Source organism: Paenibacillus sinensis, from assembly GCF_019904155.1.
GTDB lineage: Bacteria > Bacillota > Bacilli > Paenibacillales > Paenibacillaceae > Paenibacillus_AQ > Paenibacillus_AQ sinensis.
On the sequence record NZ_JAHCMB010000051.1, the window covers coordinates 81,071 to 98,646 of the forward strand.

Consider the following 17,576-nt stretch of genomic DNA (forward strand, 5'->3'; position numbering starts at 1 on the left):
GATATTACTTAACATCTTTAACCTTTGCTGGCTCCCGCTGTCAAGCCGTCAACCAACAGGCGTTGCAGGAAGGCGAAGAGAACCATGATCGGTATGGAGATCAGCACCGCACCGGCTGAGAACAGCGTAAAGTTCGTGTTCGTATTCGAATTGACCATGTCCCACATACCGACAGCAACGGTCCAGTTCTCCTTGGTCCGCAGGATCAGACGGGCGAAAATAAAGTCGACCCACGGTCCAACAAACTGCGTCAGCGCCATGTACGTAATCATGGGACGGGATAATGGCAGGATCACTCGGGTGAAAATCCCGAAGTTGCTCGCCCCGTCGATTCTCGCCGCTTCATCCAGAGAACGCGGAATCGTATCCAGGAAGCCCTTGGCGATAAAGGTTCCACCGAGCGGAGCGCCAGCCGCGTATACAATAATCAGAGCCAAATGTGTATCCAGCAGGTGGAACTCTTTGAGCAGCAAATAAATGGCGATCATGCTCATGAATCCCGGGAACATCCCCAGAATGAGCAGCGTCGACAGCGCCGTCTGGCGGCCCTTGAAGCGGAATCTCGAAACCGCGTAGCTGGTGAGCAGCGTTAAGAAAACGCCGATCAACATGGAGAAGACTGCAATCTTCAGCGTGTTCATATACCAGGTGCCAAACATATATACCTGAGAGGTGAACAGTTCCTTATAATGGGCAAGCGTGAACGTATCCGGAATAAAATGCTTGCTGTACAGCGACTTGCCGGGACGAAGCGAACCGAACACGATCCACAGTGCCGGATACAGCGCCGAAATCGCCAAAATAATCAGTACGACATAGCTCGCGATCAGACGGATAAGATTCCCAAGTTTGCGTCCTATCATTGGATCATGTCCTCCTGTTTAAACGAATTGGTCCGACGGTAGTTGTAGATGGAGAAGGAGGCGATAATCACAAAGATAATAATACCGACGGCCGCGGCCATATTGTTCTTGTTCTGATCGAGCGTCAGCTTATACAGCCAGGTAACGAGCAAGTCTGTTGAACCGGCATATTGATAGTTGCCATTTACCGGATTACCGTTGGTCAACAGGAAGATCGCGTTAAAGTTGTTGATGTTGCCAGCAAACTGTGTGATAAGCGTAGGAGCGGTAGTAAACAGCACCATAGGTAATGTAACGATGCGGAATTTCTGATAAGCTGTAGCTCCATCCACCTCGGCTGCCTCATACATATCCCGAGGTATGGTTGTAAGCACACCCATAATTAGCAGCATGGATACCGGGATACCCACCCACATATTTACAACAATTACGGTAACCTTTGCCCAGAACGGGTCGGTCAGCCAAGGCAGTCCCCCCATACCAAAATAGCCCAGGTACTGGTTGATCGGACCGAACTGCCCGTTGAACAGGTTACGCATCAGAAGCAGCGAGATCAGCTGCGGAATAGCATAAGGAACGATCAGGATGGCTCTCCAGAAGCCTTTGAACTTGATTCCCTGCTGACTGATCAGCAAGGCCACTAGCATGCCTCCGAAATAAGTCGTGACCGTGGACAGAATTGCCCAGACAATCGTCCATGTCAGAACGCCATAGAAGGTATGGCTCCATGTCTTGAGAACGAGCAAATTCTTGAACGTCTCCAGTCCAACCCAATCGACCAGCTTGGCCGGCGGAATATGATTTGGAGCCGCGTAGTTCGTAAAAGCGATCAGGATCATGAAAATAATCGGCATGATGGTGAAGAACAGAATTCCGACTGCCGGCAAAATCAGGAAGGTTTGCGCAAACTTATAATCCAGAATATAGCGCAGCGTTTGCTTGCCGGTATTCGAAGGAATTCCTTTCTCCAGCAAATTGCCGATCTTGTAAGCATCACGGATATTCATAATCCAGGCAATCAGGAACAATGCCAGTACGAGCAATGTAATAAGACTTTGAATCAAAATATAAATGGAGTGGTCGCCCGCCACCATTTTGGCGATGCCGTTAACCTTCTCCAAATGGCTGGGGGTGTCCCCCAAAGTGACGATTCCCCAAAAAGCTCTTCCCAAGTTGTTAATAAAGTAATAACCACAAGCAGCTTCGACTAATACGAAAATAATACCCTTAATGAATTGGCGGTTATATATTTGTCCCAATCCCATGAAAATCGTCGACAGTATCGCGGATATAGTTCCTTTGCGCTGCATTTCTCTTCCAATCTCCTCTCCTGGGGAATCGGACATCGCCCGCCGAACATCAGCCGGCGGGCGAGCGGATTCTTGTTCAAGCTCTAGTCAAGTTCAATGTTCCACAGGTTATTGAGCTGCGCCATTGTTCAGATCCTTGATTTGCTGTACCGCTTTATCCATAGCCGTCTTCGGATCGACGTTCTTGTCCCAGATTTCAGGCAGTGCGGCGTTTACAGGACTCCAGACGTTGCCCATTTCCGGAATGGAAGGCATCGGTTGGGAGTTCTTGGCTTGCTCGGCAAAGGCAGAGATATATGGATCATTCTTGATTTGCGGATCTTCCAGAGCTTCCAGGTTAGTCGGGATGGAGCCAATCGTCTTGTTCAGTACCAGCTGTGCTTCCTTGCTGGAAGCGAACTCGGCATACAATTTGGCTGCATTCGGATATTGGGTATAGGCGTTGACAACGAAGATCTTGATACCCGAGAGAGTGATCGAGGTCTTGCCATTGACTGTAGGAATCGGAGCTACGCCAAGGTTGTCGCCAAGAGCTGCCTTATATCCGGCTAGTTCCCAAGGACCGTTGATATCCATGGCTACATCGCCCGAGTTAAACAAGCTGCGCTTGATATCCGGATTAATGTCGCCGCTCTTGACCGGGAGAACTTCTTTCAGTTTCTGGTATTCTTTCAAGCCTTCAAGTGCGCCTGCGTTGTTCAGGCCGATGTCGTCCTTGTTCGTGCCGTTATCACCGAAGAAATAGCCTCCGGTCGTACCGACGAACATGTAGTTGAAGTAGAGATTGCCGACTTCCCACATGATGCCGTATTTGTTCTTCGACTTGTCTGTGAAGCCCTTGCTGAAGTTGATTACATCGTCAAAAGTCTTAGGAACATCCTTGACGAGTGATTTGTTGTAATACAGGGCGTAGGTTTCAGCTGCGCGAGGATAGCCATAAAGCTCGCCGTCATAAGAAGCGCCCGTGATTGAAGCTTCCGTATTGTTCTTCTTGGTTTCTTCCGCGAAGACATCGTTTGGCAGGATCAGGCTGGCTGCTACCGCTTTACCCAGATTGTCATGCGGGATAACTCCAACGTCAGCTGCCAATCCGGAAGGTCCGTCCTGTGCGAATCTGCCTGCCTGGTCGGTCGGGGCCACTTCTTCGATCTTTACCGGTACATTATATTTTTCAGTAAACTGCTTAGAGATTTCTTCAGCGAATGCTCTCTCTTCTTTACTCTCCCAAATAGTCAGGGAGGCTCCTGCTTCCGGGGTGATCGATGCTGTCGTTCCGCCTCCACTGTCAGTTGCCGCAGCGCTTGCCGCAGCACTTGCTGCCGGAGCGGCGGATGAAGCGGCTTCGCCCGAGTTGTTACCCCCATTGTTTCCGGAACCGCAGGCTGTCAGCGACACGGCCATCGAACAAGCCGCAGCCAACGCCATGATCTTTTTCATCTTCATTGCATTTACCCCTTTCATTTTTTAAATCCATGTAATGAGGCATCATTCACTGTGCACACATTTGCGCAAACGATTTCAGAAAGGTTCTGAAAAATATGTATTCTGCCTTTCCTCCTCTTGAATCCGCTTCATCTGCACTTCGAAAGCGCTTCATCTACGAATCCATCTTACAACAGGGTACACCATTTGTAAAAACGTTTGCACTAAGTAAAATCAACTAAATCAGACGATTTATTGGATATAACACTTAAATATCTCTCCGTTTTAAAGTATTACTCCTGTTTACTCTNTATTTTTACAACAACTTAATGCTTTAAGGAGTCCCAATGCTTTTAAAGCCTCCCTAATGAAAACGAATTCTTTTTGTGCAAAGGTTTGAACAAAATCATTGTAAGCCCCCTGACCTCATGCTATAATCCTAACCATTGTGAACTCAGCCCGTCCGTCAAGCGGCATTTTCGCAAATAAGCGGAGCGGGCAGCCATCATATTTGGGAGGTAAAAAACTGTATGCTGCTCGAAGCGATATATCATAGGCCCCGTGTTAACTGGTCCTATGCTTACAACGAGACTACAATTCATCTGCGGCTTCGCGCCAAAAAAGACGATTTGTCCGAGGTCTATGCCTGGGTTGGAGATAAATACGATTGGGACAATAGCAAAGAGCTTGTTCCTATGACCGTGTTCACCTCCGATGGCATGTTCGATTATTGGGAATGTGAGTATGTCCCTCCGTTCCGCCGATTGAAATATGGCTTTCAACTGGTCAAAGATGATGAGCGAATCTGGATGACCGAAAGCGAGTTCCAGACCGACCGTCCGGCGAATCCGAATCGGCTGTTTGAATTTCCATATATTCATCGTGGAGATCTCTTCTCGCCTCCGGCATGGGTAAAGGATGCCATCTTCTATCAGATCTTTCCGGAACGCTTCGCCAACGGAGATCCCAGCCTCGACCCGGAAAATGTGCAGCCTTGGGGCGGCCCTCCGGAAAGAGACAATTTCTTCGGCGGCGATCTGCAAGGAGTAATCGATCATCTGGACCATCTGTCGGAGCTTGGCATTAACGCCCTCTACTTCACGCCGATCTTCGCCGCACCGACCAACCATAAATACGACACGGAAGATTATATGAAGATCGATCCCCATTTCGGCGATACCGATACGCTGAAACGGCTCGTGAACGCCTGTCACGAAAGGGGAATCCGCGTCCTGCTCGACGCCGTATTCAATCATGCCGGCCGCAGCTTCGTTCCGTTCCTTGATGTGCAGGAGAATGGCGAGAATTCCGTATACAAAGACTGGTTCCATGTTCGCGAATTTCCGCTGCGCACCGATGACGGAATTCCTTCGTACGATACCTTCGGCTTCGTTGCAGAGATGCCGAAGCTGAACACGGAACATCCCGATGTGAAAAATTATCTGCTTGGCGTTGCGGAATATTGGATCAAGGAAGTAGGCATTGACGGCTGGCGGCTGGACGTGGCGAACGAAGTAGACCATCAGTTCTGGCGGGATTTCCGCCAAACGGTCAAGCAGATCAACCCCGAAGCTTACATACTCGGCGAAATCTGGCATGAGTCCTCGCCTTGGCTGGAAGGAGATAAATTTGACGCGGTCATGAACTACCCGTTCACTGACGCGGTTATCGACTTCTTCATACACGAGAGCCTGGACGCCTCTGGCTTCGCAGCCGCCATCGGCAAGCAGTTGTCCCGCTACCCGCTCCAGGCAAGCGAAGTAGCCTTCAATCTGCTGGACAGCCATGATACGCCCCGCGTGCTCACGCTGTCCGGCGGGGACAAGAAGAAGCTGAAGATGGCTGCAGTCATTCAATTCACCTTTATGGGCACACCCTGCATTTATTACGGCGACGAAATCGGCCTCGACGGCGGAGAAGATCCCGGCTGCCGGAAATGTATGGAGTGGGACCCCAAGAAGCAGGATCATGACTTGCTAGCCTTCTATCGCAAGCTGATCGATATCCGGAAGAGCCATTCGGCGCTGCGCACAGGAACGCTGACATTCCTTGATGCCGGCAACAGCGGCAAGCTTGCCTACGAGCGGCGTCTCGGAAATGAATCGGTGATCGTGCTGTTCAACCGGGAGGATTCGGGCGTGACATTCCAGCTGCCGGTTCCGGAAGCTGGCTGGCGCGATCTGTTCACAGGCGATGTTCATACCGCAGACCGCGGCACGCTATCCGTCAGACTCCCCGCCTACGGCTATGCGGTACTTACTCCATGCGCTCTGTAACCCGGCATGCGGCCGGGTTTGACATGGGAAGGCTTGTCAGCTTGTCTATTTACAATTAAAAAAACTTCGATTAAGATAAGCGTAGCAAACGGTTCCATCATAAGGAGGCTTCTATGACAGTTACCATCAAGGATGTGGCCAAGAGAGCGGGCGTTTCCCCCTCTACGGTTTCCCGGGTGTTGTCGGGCCATCCGAGAATCAGTGTGGAAACCTCCCGCAAGGTCAAGGGCATCATGGAGGAAATGGGCTATCACCCGAATATCATGGCGAAGAGCCTGGTGTCGAAGACGACGAACAGCATCTGCATTATTTTGCCGAAGCCGGCGGAAGAGCTGTTCTCCAATCTCTTCTTCATGGAATTGATCCGCGGGATCGTCACGCAGGCCAGCCGTTCGGGCTACGATGTGCTCATCAGCTCCGGCGCCAACGAGAAGGAAGAGCTGGATGCGGTAACGCGTCTCTTGAAAGGCCGACGGGTAGACGGAGCAATCCTGCTCTACTCCCGGAAGGATGACGCGGTCATTGAGTTTCTGCAGAGTAACGGTTATCCGTGCGTACTGGTCGGACGAAGCGACAAGCATGAAGAAATGCTGTCGGTCGATACGGACAATGTGATGGCCGCCTATGACGCAACCTCACACCTAATTTCAATGGGACATGAGCGGATCGGCTTCGTCAGCGGTCCTCCGAATCTGATGATCTCCCGGGACCGGCTGCAGGGATACCGCAAGGCCATTGAGGAACACGGCCTCGAGTCACGGCCTGAATGGATTGTGGAAGGTGAGTTTCTTCAAGATAGCGGCTACCGCGCCATGTCGTTCTTCATGAATCTGCCTAACCGGCCTACGGCGCTCGTTGTCGTGGATGATATGGTATCCTTCGGCGTACTGCGCGGACTGAATGAACTGAAATTCAAGGTCCCGAACGATCTGGCGATTGTCAGCTTCAACAACATCCCGCTTGCGGAGCTTTCCAGCCCGCCGATCAGCAGCATTGACATCGGCATCTACCATCTGGGGTACACCGCTTCTCAGGTGCTGATTCAGAGCATACAGACTCCTAACAAAGAGACGGGTTACACGAACAGGTTCATTATTCCCCACCGGCTGATCGTACGGGAGTCATCCATGTATTCACCGAAGAAATGACATCCCTGGAGCTTCGGAAATATTATCAGGAAATTCAGCGTTCCCGTAAAGAAAATAAATGAAGCCTCAAGCGCTTCATTTATTTTTTGGAAGATTGCACAAACGTTTGCACTTTATTGGGCTTTCAATTGTTTTCACCATATCATGTACCGCCCTACATTCTCCCTAATAATCTAGGCAATAATATGAAATGAAGGAGGCTAATTCCATGAATACCATACAAGCCTGTCTGTTTGATCTTGACGGGGTGCTCGTCGATACTGCGAAGTATCATTATATCGCCTGGAAAGAGCTTGCCGACAAGCTCGGCTTCGAGTTTACCGAGAAGGATAACGAAAGACTAAAAGGCGTTAGCCGCGCCGCCTCCCTGAACATTCTGCTTGAAATCGGCGGCCTCACCTTCGATGAATCCGAGAAAGCCAGACTCGCTGAAGAGAAGAACAATCGCTATGTCGAATACATCTCCAAGATGGACAGCTCGGAAATTCTGCCGGGGGCGCTTGATTTTCTGAAGGACTGCCGGGAGAGCGGCATCAAAGTCGCTCTCGGCTCCGCTAGCAAGAACGCGATGACCATTCTGAACAATACCGGACTCACTCCCTACTTCGACGCCATCATTGACGGAACCAAGACCTCCGCAGCCAAGCCTGATCCGGAAGTGTTCCTTCTCGGCGCCGCAGAACTTGGCGTTCCCGCAGAGAACTGCATTGTCTTCGAAGATGCCGAAGCCGGAATCGAAGCGGCGAGCCGTGCCGAAATGGCCAGCGTTGGGATCGGTTCACCGGATACGCTGGGGGCCGCCAATATCGTCGTTCCCTCCCTGCAGGATATGAATGTCGCCCGGCTTCGCGAAGCCCTTTCCGCCGTGTAGCACCGGATGCTTCCTGTCTTAACAGGCATCCCGGTATACGGAGATGAAGCGCCTGTTTACACGGGACAGCCGCCGTCTATTTATTCTTATATATATTTATTGTAAAAGGAGCCGATTAAGTATGAAACAATATTTGAAAGTCGACGAATGGTCCATTATTGAAGAATCCTTCGATCCTCAGACACAGGAAATCTCTGAGAGCGTGTTCAGTCTGGGCAACGGTTATATGGGCGGCCGCGCCAATTTTGAAGAGAAGTACAGCGGTCCCAGCCTTCAGGGCAGCTACGTGGCAGGCGTGTACTATCCCGACAAGACCCGGGTTGGCTGGTGGAAGAACGGCTATCCCGAGTACTTCGCCAAGGTGCTGAACAGCACCAACTGGATCGGAATCGACATCGACATCGAAGGAACAACGCTTGACTTGGCAGCCAGCACGGTTACGGAGTTCCGCCGTGAGCTGAACATGAAAGAAGGCACTCTCTCCCGCAGCTTTACAGCCACCCTGGCGGATGGCAAGAGCGTAAAGGTGGAGAGCATCCGCTTCGTCAGCATGACACGCCGGGAGATCGGTGCGATCCGCTATTCCGTCACTCCGCTTAACTTCAGCGGTACAATCACAGTTACTCCTTATCTCGACGGCGATGTGAAGAACAAGGATTCCAACTATGACGAGAAATTCTGGAACGAAGTCGAGAAGAATGTCGAGTCCGGCAACGGCTATTTGACGCTCAAGACCAAGAAGCTGGATTTCCATGTAACGACTGCTATGGTCTATGACATCCACGTTGCCGGCGCAAAGCTGGACACAGAAACTGAAACGGTAACCCGGGAAAAATATGTCGCTAATATCGTGAACGCTCCCGTTAAAGAGAACGAGCAGCTTGTGATCTATAAATATGCAGCAAGTGTAACCTCCCGGAACTACGGGCTGGGTCAGCTGGTGGAAGCGGTGCAAGAAGCGCTGCAGTCCGCCAGAGAAGCCGGCTTCGTGGCGCTGCTGACCGAGCAGGCGGAGGCCTGGAAAGAGAAATGGAAGGAAAGCGACATAATCATCGAAGGCGATGCATCCGCACAGCAGGGCATCCGCTTCAACATTTTCCAGCTGAACCAGACGTACACTGGCGAGGACGACCGTCTAAATATCGGCCCTAAGGGCTTCACCGGCGAGAAATACGGCGGCAGCACCTACTGGGACACAGAAGCGTACTGCGTGCCCTTCTACCTCAGCACGGCGGATTCCTCCATCGCCCGGAACCTGCTGATTTACCGCTACAAGCATCTGGAGAAAGCTAAGGAGAATGCCCGCAAGCTCGGCTTCACCAAGGGCGCGCTGTATCCGATGGTGACGATGAACGGCGAGGAATGCCATAACGAATGGGAAATCACATTCGAGGAAATTCACCGCAACGGAGCGATCGCCTACGCGATTTACGACTATGTGAACTACACCGGAGACAAAGCATATCTCGGCCAGTATGGCCTTGAGGTGCTCGCTGAAATCTCCCGTTTCTGGGAAGAACGCGTGCATTACGTGGCGCATAAGGATAAATACGTAATGCTCGGCGTTACCGGCCCCAATGAGTATGAGAACAACGTCAACAACAACTGGTACACGAACCGGATCGCCGCCTGGACGATGGAGTACACGCTGGAAGCGCTGGACTACCTGCGCCAGAATGAACAATCCCGCTATACCGAGCTTGTGGAGAAGCTGAACCTTCAAGACAGCGAGACGGACAAGTGGACAGACATTATCGCCAAAATGTACTACCCGGCAGATGAAGAAAAAGGTATCTTCCTGCAGCAGGACGGCTTCCTTGACAAGCAGCTCATCCCGGTCAAGGAACTGGCGCCCGATAATCTGCCGCTGAACCAGAAATGGTCCTGGGACCGCATCCTGCGCTCCTGCTACATCAAACAGGCGGATGTGCTTCAGGGTCTGTACTTCCTGAACGACCGCTATGACCTGGCGACCAAGAAACGCAACTTCGACTTCTACGAGCCGATCACCGTTCATGAGTCCTCCCTCTCCCCTTGCATCCACTCCATTCTGGCGTGCGAGCTCGGGTACAAGGAGAAGGCTTACGAGATGTATCTCCGGACCTCGCGGCTTGACCTGGACAACTACAACAATGACACCGAAGACGGCTGCCATACGACAAGCATGGCAGGCACCTGGATGTCGATTGTTCACGGCTTCGGCGGTCTCCGCGTTCAGAATGACCGCTTGATCCTGAAACCGTCCAATCCGGGCCACTGGACTTCGTATTCGTTCAAAGTAATGTTCCGCGGCTCCCGTCTCCTGATTACCGTTACCGATCAGAGCGTAACGGTAACCAACGAGACCGAGACGCCGGCTGCGCTCACGCTCTTTGACAAAGAGTACACCGTGAGCGGCCTTGGATCGGTATCCGCACAGAACGTGCCGGTAACAATCTAGTCGATTATCGATCTAATCCAGTAACGATCTGATCACGTAATGATCTGATCAGGAACGTTCCAATCTCATAACGATCCATTCCGCTAACGATTTGAACCGGCGACAATTTAATGGACATAGCCCCCGCTAACAGGTACCCCCGCCTGCGCGGGGGCTTTGCCGTCCGTATCCTTATCTTACACACGCGAAGGGAGCCTTTACCTTGAACCGAACCTTTTGGAAAGAAGCCGTCGTCTACCAGATTTATCCGCGAAGCTTCCAGGACAGCAACGGAGACGGCATTGGCGATCTGCGGGGCATCATTTCCCGTCTCGACTATCTCAAGACACTGGGCGTGGACGTGATCTGGCTGTCGCCGGTGTACAAATCCCCGAATGATGACAATGGCTACGACATCAGCGACTACCAGGACATTATGGATGATTTCGGCACGATGAAGGACTGGGAGGAGCTGCTGGAAGGCTTGCACGCCCGGGGGATCAAGCTGATGATGGACCTTGTCATCAACCACTCCTCGGATGAACATGCCTGGTTCGTCGAATCCCGTTCATCCAAGGACAGCCCTTACCGGGATTACTATATCTGGCGCCCGGCGCAGCCGGACGGCAGCCTGCCGAACAATTGGAGCTCCGTCTTCAGCGGCCCGGCCTGGGAATATGACGGGAAGACGGACGAATATTTTCTGCATTTGTTCTCCCGCAAGCAGCCTGATCTCAACTGGGAGAACCCGAAGCTGCGCCAGGAACTGTATGACATGATGACCTTCTGGCTGGACAAGGGCGTGGACGGCTTCCGGATGGACGTGATCAACATGATCTCCAAGGTGGAGGGCCTTCCCTCCGTCGAGTCGGACGGATTGAAGCAGGGTGAGCTGGCAGGCGGCGGCGAGTTCTATATGAACGGCCCCAAAGTCCATGATTATCTCCAGGAAATGAATCGGAAGGTGCTGTCCAAGTACAATGTCATGACGGTCGGTGAAACCCCGGGCGCCACGGTAGAGGACGCGATTTTGTACACAGACGAGGATCGCAATGAGCTGCAAATGGTGTTCCAGTTCGAGCATATGGATGTCGACTCCGGTCCGACCGGCAAATGGGAGGTTGTGCCGTGGAACCTGGCCAAGCTGCGCGACATTCTGCATAAATGGCAGGTCGGACTGGCCGATAAAGGCTGGAACAGCCTGTATCTGAACAATCATGATCAGCCGCGTATGGTGTCCCGGTTTGGCGATGACGGGGAATACCGGGTCATTTCCGCCAAGATGCTGGCCACCCTGCTGCATACCCTGAAAGGAACGCCTTATATTTACCAGGGTGAAGAGATCGGTATGACCAACGTTCAGTTCGCGGGCCTGGAGCAGTACAAGGATATTGAAATTCTGAACATGTACCGGGAAAAAGTGACCGAAGGCGGCGCCAAGCATGAAGATGTGCTTCATTCCATTCACATTAAAGGGCGCGACAACGCGCGCACGCCGATGCAGTGGGATGCTTCTCCACAGGCCGGATTTACGAGCGGAACTCCATGGATTGAAGTGAATCCGAACTATACCGATATCAATGCCGAGCAGGCGTTAGCTGATCCTGGCTCGATCTTCCACTATTACCGGAGGCTGATCGAGCTTCGCAAGAGCAACCCTGTCATGGTCTATGGCGACTATGAGCTGCTCCTGCAGGATCATGAGTTCATCTATGCCTATACCCGTACGCTTGCGCAGGAGCGCTGGCTGGTACTGCTCAACTTCTGCAAGGAGCCGCAGGATATTGGCCTGACGGAAGAGCTTGCACAGACTAAAGAACTGATTATCGGCAACTACGCCAAAGAACCGTCCGACAAGTCCGTTCTCCGTCCCTTTGAAGCCAGAGTGTACCGATTGGGCGGCGCCGTATAAGAACCGGTCGAAACCAGAAGATTCATTTTAAATAAAAATTCAATACATTTTGATAAGCAAACAGCGGCAAACCGGGAGCTATTCACAAGCCATCCTGGTCTGCCGCTGTTTTTATACTAACATGTCGTGTCAGTCCTTGCGATGATCGGAGCCTCGGTTTCATGTGAAGCCGCATCTTTGAACAGAAAGCCAAGCACTCCTCTCGCATACGGAAGGCCCCGGAACAAGCGAGATATTGGGTATTCCTGCATCGAATAACGGCTGGCCCTCCGAAATGGATGTTGTTCTTGGGCCTTAAGGTGATACTTCTGACGGCAAGCCCGTTCGTTTTGCAAGTTCGCCTCTTGTCATCCTCTCCATCTGAAAGCTCCTTTCCATGTTATTTTAAGTATAAGGGTTGAAGTACTCTTCAAGGTCAAGGCCGAATTCGTACTTAAAATGCGGTTGCAGCGAACGCTCTGCTGACCAATAATGATAAGAGGAACCCCCGGATGTCTGGCGATCATCGATCCCGCTTCCCGGCTCACCTTGATGTATGCGCAGCATTGCTCAATAATGAGTAGCCTTACTGCACACCCGCACCTGAAAAATATCATCTACGCTTGCCTGTAATAAGCCTGATGCGCAGCCCGCGAAGCAGCAAGATGCCGCATTACCGGACCCGGCCTGCCGATCTGTCCAAAGAACGCACGGAAGAACAGGACCGGCAGCGGCTGCCGGTGATAGGATGTAGACAAAGGAGATGGCATGCTTTGGAATGGCTGAACCGCATGATGGATGCTTTGGATTATATGGAGAACCATATGACGGAACCGATGAACATGGAGGAGATCGCAAAGGCTGCCTGTTCCTCCTCCTTCCACTTTCAGCGGATGTTCAATCTCGTCACAGGCGTAACCGTGGCGGAGTATATCCGCAAGCGGCGCCTGACGCTGGCCGCCCAGGAGCTGGCCATGTCGCCGGTCCGCGTGCTGGATGTCTCGCTGAAATACGGCTACGATTCGCCGGAAGCGTTCGCCAAGGCTTTCCGGAAGGCCCATGGCATCTCGCCTTCGGCGGCCCGTGAACCGGGAACCGTTCTCAAGGCATTCCCGCGCCTCACCTTTACTCTATCCTTGAAGGGAGACAAAGAAATGGACTATCGTATCGAACATAAGGAAGCGTTTCGCGTTATCGGGAGAAAGCTTGAAACCACAACACGGGATGGGGAGAATCTTCGCGAGATTCCGAAGTTCTGGGACACCTGCAACAGCGACGGAAGCTCGGACAGGCTGGTGGAGCTGGGCGGCGGCGTACATGACCTGCTCGGTATCTGCGCCGATATGAAGCAGGAGCAGGAGACGCTCTCCTACTGGGTCGCCGTGGAGAGCGAGACGGCTGTGCCGGACGGGTACTCCTCTACCGTTATTCCTGCCGCTACCTGGGCGGTCTTCACCTCGGTCGGACCGATGCCGCATGCCATCCAGAAGGTGTGGGAACGCATCTTCCAGGAATGGTTCCCCGGCACCCGGTATGAGCATTCCGGAGGCCCGGAATTCGAGCTGTATCCTCCCGGCGATCCTTCTGCCGAGGACTACCGCTGCGAGGTCTGGATACCGGTCATGAGCAAATAAGCGGCCTCCCCTGGAAGGCACGGGCAAGATGAAGAGAAAGACCGAGCGGACAGCCGCCCGGTCTTCTTTTGTAATACAGCTTTCAACATATACAACGCTCAACTTGCCATTTCCACAACCCATTCGCATGTACAATTCTAAGTGTTAGTTGCTCTGTTTCACCGTCGCTGTAGGGTTTGCCGAATGGTTCTTTGCCAGAAGATAGCCCTAGGAATTGGACTCCACGACCGACAGTTCCTCCCCGGCGATCAGTCTCTCATTGCTTGCGGTGCGGGGAAGCATCAATAATCCTCTGGATTCCTTTTGAAAATCTTCCAGTGCCCCCGTATCCGACACCTTCAGATCAACGTACAGCTTGGAAGCCAGCATCACGCTCTGAGGGACGTTCCTCGTATCCGGATGCTCATAATAGAACAGGGTATAAGCGGAATAGTCGCCTTGCTCCTGAATCTGCCGAAGCAGCGCCTGCTCCGCCCCGTGATCCGACGTGAAACCGCCGGTAAGCGTACGGACAATATAAGTCTGCGTCAGAATGAACACCGCAGCGAACGCAGACGCGAGCGCAATCCGGAAGCTGCGGCGGCTCATCGCGTGAAGCATCCCGGTGAACAGGAATGCCGTTACAATCGCAAGCGGCGGGTAGATGGGGAGAATATACCACATTAACTTGGTCGAAGCGGCGGTGAACATCGTGAAGGGAACCGCAATCCACAGAACCGTCCCGAGGGTGAAGCTGTCGAGCGGAAGATGGCGGACCGTTCTGCGGCGGAGCATGACGGCGAAATAGTACAGAACGATCATAAACAGTGTAAGCGACCACTTGGTATGGAAGACTCTGAGTATATGAAGATAATAAACAGGGCCGTTCGTATGGCCTTCAAGCGTCGACGAGGCGCGGGCGAGCAGATCATACCGGATCATTTCCTTGATGAAGGTGAATTTATCGTGTGGAAAACGCAGAACGAGCCAGACCAGAACGGGGACAACAGATGTGGCGATAAAACCAAGCACATTCCCAGGATTCAACCGGCGAACCCGGTGCGTAAGCAGCATGTACAGAAGGATGATCGCCAGAATCGTCCCCGCATGCCAGCTTTTTGTGAGAAAGGCAAGGGAGAACATCAACCCGGAGACATAGAGCCAGCGGATATGGAGTTCCGTCATCATCAGAGAGAGGATCGCGGCGGTGAACCATAGGACGAATAGAGCGTCCGCATCGCCCGCCCTGGCCGAGTGGCTCAGAATGAACTGCGAGCTGGTAGCGAGTACTGCGGCGGACAGCAGTGAAGCCGTATTGCCATATCTGTATCTTGTAAAAAGAGCCGTGATTGCGATCGTGATCAGCGCTGCGAATGCGGAGAACAGCCGGAGGCCGAGCGGGTTGAAGCCCGCGACCTTATATCCAAACGCCACGCTCCAGAAGCTGAGCGGCGGCTTGAGATTCCAGTAATCGTCATGATAATTGTATGTATTGATCATATAGCTGCCTTTTCTCAGCATTTCATAGGCGCTGACGCCGTGTCTCGCTTCATCCCAGTCCTCAATCGGCATGGCGCCCAGCCGGTAGAACAAATTAAAACCGATCAGCACCAGCAGACAGGCTCCAAGTATCCAATAGGCCCTGTCATTGAGCCAATCGCGTCTCTTCATTTCCTCCCGGTTCCAAACCATTCGCCCTTCCCCCTTACGAGCATTGTTGGGAGACGGCCGGCTGCCTCCTTTTTTCCCGTATACCAGGTTTTCCATGACTTGTATTTATTGGAATGGTATTCGCCATTTCTCTTCTGTTCCCTGCTTTGAAGTCTGGAACGGTTTAAGATTATGGAGAACCTTGGTATAATGAATAGATATGCGATACTGATTAGGATGATTAACCGATTATCGGTGAAGGAGAATTACATGTCTACGCTAAAAATCTTTACAGACAGCACTTCCGATGTGCCGCAGAACTGGAAGGAAGAGTATGATATCGGCATTGTTCCGCTCTATGTCGTATTCAAGGACGCGACGTACCGGGACGGTATGGATATTACCCCGGAGGAGGTGTACCGCAAGGTAGCAGCCGCCGGCGCGCTGCCCAAGACGGCTGCTCCTTCGCCCGCCGATTTCATTGCCGCCTTCGCTCCCGCCATCGAGGAAGGACGGGATATCGTCTACCTCAGTCTATCCTCTGCCTTGTCCTCCACCTATCAGAACGCACGTCTGGCCGCAGAGGAATTTCCGCCCGGACGGGTCCGGGTAATCGACTCCGGCAGCCTGTGCGGCGGCATCGCGCTGTTGGCGGTCAAAGCTGCGCGCGCTGCGCGGGATGGGCAGAGTACCGATGAGGTCGTCGCCATGCTGGAGAGAGACCGCAATCTGCTCAGCACAGAATTCGTCGTCGACACTTTGGACTATTTACATATGGGCGGCCGGTGTTCCGGCATGCAGAATTTCATCGGAAGCCTGCTGAAGATCCGGCCGGTGCTTCGGCTTGTGGAAGGCAGCATCATTCCCGTCGGCAAGATCCGGGGCAAGAAGGAAAAGGCTGTGGAGCAGATGCTGAATCACGCGCTGTCCGATCCGGCTCCTATCGATACCGACCTGCTGATTATCGCCAACACACTTGCGGAAGAGGATGCCCGGCATCTGCATGACGCTCTCAAGTCGGCGACGGGCGCGAAGGAAATCGCCATTATTGAAGCCGGCTGCGTGATCGGCAGCCACTGCGGACCGCACACCGTAGGTATGATGTACTTAAGACGCCCGGAAGGCAGTTCCTAGAGGTATAGACGTTTATCACTTTGATAATCGATATAGGCAGGAGAGACAATTCTGCTGATGAGAAGAAAATAAAGGATTAGATTGGTCGCAACTATAAGAAGAGCGGCAGTCTGGGACGAGAGATAACGTCAAGACTGCCGCTCTTTTATTGAGTTAACGTTTACCGTTTGTTCAATAACCCGTATTAATTAATCCGTGCTCCTCCCTATGTTACGGTTCTCCACACTACTTGTAACGGCAAGTTTAGAGCCAGCCTAACGGGATGGGTCTGTGTTGTTCGAATAAATAGGCAATAACACTTCGTCGACGAATGAAGTCAACCAGGACTCCGTCAAATTTCCGCCTTGAATAATAAATTCATATCTCATCAAGTTAAAAGGCAGCTGCTTCTGCAGAGTAGTGAAATCGCTTGTTATTTCTCCACGTTTCTTGGCAAAGTCCTGAATCTTCTGCATAAAATGAGTATTTACTTCATGCGCATGTACGCTAATTTCTTTCAAGCTATCCGGTTGCTGACTTAGCTCTTGCAAGACGGTGCCAAGTATTTCTGCTCCGATGTCAACCATAAACTGATGATACAGCTTTACCATGTCCAGTAAATCTGCTCTCAAGCTTCCACGATCTTTGATGAGTTCAAGTATGGTGGGCACGCCGAACACTTGTGAGATTCGATAATGAGCCATTTCATGCAGTAGATTCAGTTGAGTTCCATACTGGCGATACAGCACCGTCCGACTTGTGCTTGCCTTCTTCGCAACATTTTGAAAGGTCATCTCTTGGTAACCAGAGGTTTGACAAATTTCATATGCAGCTTCCAATATCGCGCTTTCAAGCTCTTTCCCTCGTTTTCTTATACTGGTCATTTCATAGCTCCTCGATAAATTCTATATAGTTGACTATAACATAATTTAAGATACATATTGCATCTTATTTGCATTCGGTATATACTTCAGAATGTCAATAAGATACAGATTGTATC

The 17,576-nt window shown here is 51.9% G+C and carries 12 protein-coding genes; 7 read left to right on the forward strand and 5 right to left on the reverse strand.

Going from position 1 to position 17,576, the window contains the following annotated elements:
* Positions 1-17 precede the first annotated feature (17 nt).
* The 3 genes from KIH86_RS07140 to KIH86_RS07150 all read right to left on the reverse strand — a co-directional run bounded on the left by KIH86_RS07140 (position 18) and on the right by KIH86_RS07150 (position 3,616).
* The gene (locus KIH86_RS07140) at positions 18-863 is read right to left on the reverse strand and encodes a sugar ABC transporter permease (RefSeq protein ID WP_223084935.1); all 846 of its coding nucleotides are present in this window, start codon (positions 861-863) and stop codon (positions 18-20) included.
* On the reverse strand, positions 860-2,173 hold the full coding sequence (locus KIH86_RS07145; protein ID WP_223084937.1) for a sugar ABC transporter permease: 1,314 nt from the start codon (positions 2,171-2,173) through the stop codon (positions 860-862). Before KIH86_RS07145 ends, KIH86_RS07140 begins: the two co-directional genes overlap by 4 nt.
* 108 nt (positions 2,174-2,281) lie before the next feature.
* Positions 2,282-3,616, reverse strand: coding sequence for a sugar ABC transporter substrate-binding protein (locus KIH86_RS07150; RefSeq protein WP_223084939.1), 1,335 nt, complete (start codon positions 3,614-3,616; stop codon positions 2,282-2,284).
* 509 nt (positions 3,617-4,125) lie between these two features.
* Here KIH86_RS07150 and KIH86_RS07155 point away from each other — a divergent pair.
* The 6 genes from KIH86_RS07155 (at position 4,126) to KIH86_RS07180 (ending at position 13,834) form a co-directional block, all read left to right on the forward strand.
* A complete protein-coding gene (locus KIH86_RS07155; RefSeq protein WP_223084941.1) occupies positions 4,126-5,871 on the forward strand; it encodes an alpha-glycosidase in 1,746 nt (581 codons plus the stop codon).
* A 113-nt stretch (positions 5,872-5,984) separates the two neighbouring features.
* A complete protein-coding gene (locus tag KIH86_RS07160; RefSeq protein ID WP_223084943.1) occupies positions 5,985-7,019 on the forward strand; it encodes a LacI family DNA-binding transcriptional regulator in 1,035 nt (344 codons plus the stop codon).
* A 208-nt stretch (positions 7,020-7,227) separates the two neighbouring features.
* The gene (gene pgmB, locus KIH86_RS07165) at positions 7,228-7,890 is read left to right on the forward strand and encodes a beta-phosphoglucomutase (RefSeq protein ID WP_223084945.1); all 663 of its coding nucleotides are present in this window, start codon (positions 7,228-7,230) and stop codon (positions 7,888-7,890) included.
* Between the two features lie 121 nt (positions 7,891-8,011).
* Entirely contained in the window at positions 8,012-10,330 is a 2,319-nt protein-coding gene (locus KIH86_RS07170; RefSeq protein WP_223084947.1) for a glycoside hydrolase family 65 protein, read from the forward strand.
* A gap of 202 nt (positions 10,331-10,532) precedes the next feature.
* Complete coding sequence (locus tag KIH86_RS07175) at positions 10,533-12,221, forward strand: glycoside hydrolase family 13 protein (RefSeq protein ID WP_223084948.1); 1,689 nt, start codon at positions 10,533-10,535, stop codon at positions 12,219-12,221.
* Between the two features lie 752 nt (positions 12,222-12,973).
* Positions 12,974-13,834 (forward strand): AraC family transcriptional regulator, encoded by an 861-nt coding sequence (locus KIH86_RS07180; protein ID WP_223084950.1) that lies wholly within the window; start codon positions 12,974-12,976, stop codon positions 13,832-13,834.
* A 207-nt stretch (positions 13,835-14,041) separates the two neighbouring features.
* On the opposite strand, the gene KIH86_RS07185 is transcribed toward KIH86_RS07180, so the two are convergent.
* Entirely contained in the window at positions 14,042-15,505 is a 1,464-nt protein-coding gene (locus tag KIH86_RS07185; RefSeq protein ID WP_223084951.1) for an ArnT family glycosyltransferase, read from the reverse strand.
* 228 nt (positions 15,506-15,733) lie between these two features.
* On the opposite strand from KIH86_RS07185, the gene KIH86_RS07190 reads away from it, so the two are divergent.
* Complete coding sequence (locus KIH86_RS07190) at positions 15,734-16,597, forward strand: DegV family protein (protein ID WP_223084953.1); 864 nt, start codon at positions 15,734-15,736, stop codon at positions 16,595-16,597.
* Positions 16,598-16,851: 254 nt separating this feature from the next.
* Here KIH86_RS07190 and KIH86_RS07195 read toward each other — a convergent pair whose 3' ends face one another.
* Complete coding sequence (locus KIH86_RS07195; RefSeq protein WP_223084954.1) at positions 16,852-17,460, reverse strand: TetR/AcrR family transcriptional regulator; 609 nt, start codon at positions 17,458-17,460, stop codon at positions 16,852-16,854.
* Between the last annotated feature and the right edge of the window lie 116 nt (positions 17,461-17,576).